Genomic DNA, 2,202 nt, shown 5'->3' with positions numbered 1-2,202 from the left:
TACTTCTGCGTATAGTCATCTTCGATGCACCTACTGAGATTTGCAAACAAACCAAAGATCGTATTGGCAAGCACAGCGTTTTCATACCGCTCCATATTCTCAAGCAGATCTTGAGCATACTCGTTTCCGTCATTTGCAGACTTTGTGAACCATTCGACAGCTTTTTCCTTATCTCGTTCAATGTCCTTAGCCCCGAAAAGATAGATCCTGCCAAGCTGATAACTTGCCCAATGATTTTTGGCAGCACAATTCTCAAAATAATTGACAGCTTTTTGTATATCATACTTTTCTTCCTGCAAATACAGCTTTGCAAGTGCATACTGCGTATACTCGCTATCTTCTGCCAAGAGCAAATACTTTTCTGCTTTGTCCAGATTTTGAGGCATTATCTCGCCCTGCAAATAAATTTTTCCTAGCCTGTAACAAGCAATGACATCTCCGCTGTCCGCACACTCAGTAAGCAAGGCTATTCCCTTTTCAATGTCCTGTTCCAAATGCTCTCCTGAAATATATTCAAGGGCAAGGAATCTTTTTGCATTTCTGTTTTTTAGTTTGACAGCTTTCTCAAGCAATTTTACTGCACTATCCGTATCTTGCGGAATGTGTTCACCTATCAAAAGTGCTTTGCCATACTCAAACAAGCCGTTCTTGTTATTCATTTCAGCTGAACGTCTGAAGTATTCGATCGCTTTTGTAACGTCTGAGTCTGTTCCAAGTCCAAGCTTGAACATCTGTCCCAATTTGTAAAACAGATCGTCGTTCGCCATATCATCGCTTTCGATTTTCAAAAATCCCGACAAAGCTTGTTTGTAATATCTCTGTGCTGTATCGTTATCTTTGGTTACATACTCTCCATATCTGTACATTTGAGCAATAGAATAAGCCGCATAAGGCTGCCCCTGAGAGGATGATCTCTGATACCAAAGAAAAGCCTGCGACAGATCTTTCTCTATACCGCTGCCATAGTAATACAGATTTGCAAGGCTGAACTGAGCAAACTTGTTTTTCTGTTTTGCCGATCTTTCAAACCACTCAAAGGCTTTTTGATAGTTCTGCTCCGTACCAAGACCATAACAAAACATTTTGCCTATACGATACTGAACATATGGCTTTAATTTCTTTGAGTTTGGTTCTATTTGCAAAAAGCCCTGCAAAGCCTGTGTGTATTTTGCAATAGATATTTCTTCGCTTTTTTCGCCAAGCTTGTCGGTAGAATAAAGCTTTCCGAGATCGTAAACTGCCAAAACATTTCCACGCTGTGATTCAGATAACAAAAGCTGTTCTGCTTCCTTAAAATCATTGAGCTTAGCGTCTTTGCCATAGATAAGCTTACAGGCTTTTTTGTATTGATCGTTCCATTTGATATAGTATTTTATTGCCGCAGCCGATTCGTCTGTTTCTGTCTCTGCCAACGGTTCTGCTTCATCAAACAGAGGTGACATATTCTGAGGTGTATTATCAAAGTATTCATCATTTGGTTCAGATCCTTTAATTTCAGTATTTACATCAAAGGGTTTCATATTAAGTACTGTACGAATTATCATATTCCGCACAGGCTGAAAAACTTTGTTATCGACTAATTCAGGAAGTTCCGCTTCTTTCTGAGTATACGTCTTGTATTTCAATCGTTCAAGACTGCACCATTTGTCATAGAGCTGCTGTATGTTCTCATCTTTTGCAAGCTCTGAAAATATTTTATTGACGGTTTCCTTTATCTCCATTGGAAGATAGCCGTAAACTTTTTTGCCTTTCACATTCTGTAATTGAATATATAGTTTTCTGATAAGTTCTTCAAGCTGTGGATCTGTATGATCATTACTTGCGATCATATTTACAATGCTTTCAAATTCTTTTTTGGAAACCGCTTTCAATTCATCACGGCTTACTGTCTGTTCCTGATATATGCTTTGCAGATCATCGTGAAAAATATCGTTTGCAAATGCTGAACGTATCTTATCTATTCCAGCCTTTGTCAGAAATCCTTGCTTTGGATTTGTTGAATAAACAAGCAAATGGATATGAGGATGATGAGTAGTATCGTGGTAAGCGGCGTACCACTTCAAATTACAAAGTGGGATATTCTGTGCTTTGGCAATATCTGAAATATGCCTTTTCACAAGCTCACGCCAGGCGTCTGAATTATCAAAGCCAAGCCTTACAGCATCTTCACGGCGAAGTGAAACAACGTGTGACCAAACATTG

The 2,202-nt window shown here is 39.0% G+C and carries 1 protein-coding gene; it reads right to left on the bottom strand.

Features of this window, described 5'->3' with window-relative positions:
* On the bottom strand, nucleotides 1-2,202 hold a 2,202-nt coding region (gene mobP3 / locus AB5123_RS14170; protein ID WP_368364983.1), incomplete at both ends, for a MobP3 family relaxase.

Source organism: Ruminococcus sp. RTP21204st1_B2_RTP21204_210225 (assembly GCF_040914135.1).
Lineage (GTDB): Bacteria > Bacillota > Clostridia > Oscillospirales > Ruminococcaceae > Hominimerdicola > Hominimerdicola aceti.
This window is presented reverse-complemented; position numbering and strand designations above follow the sequence as displayed.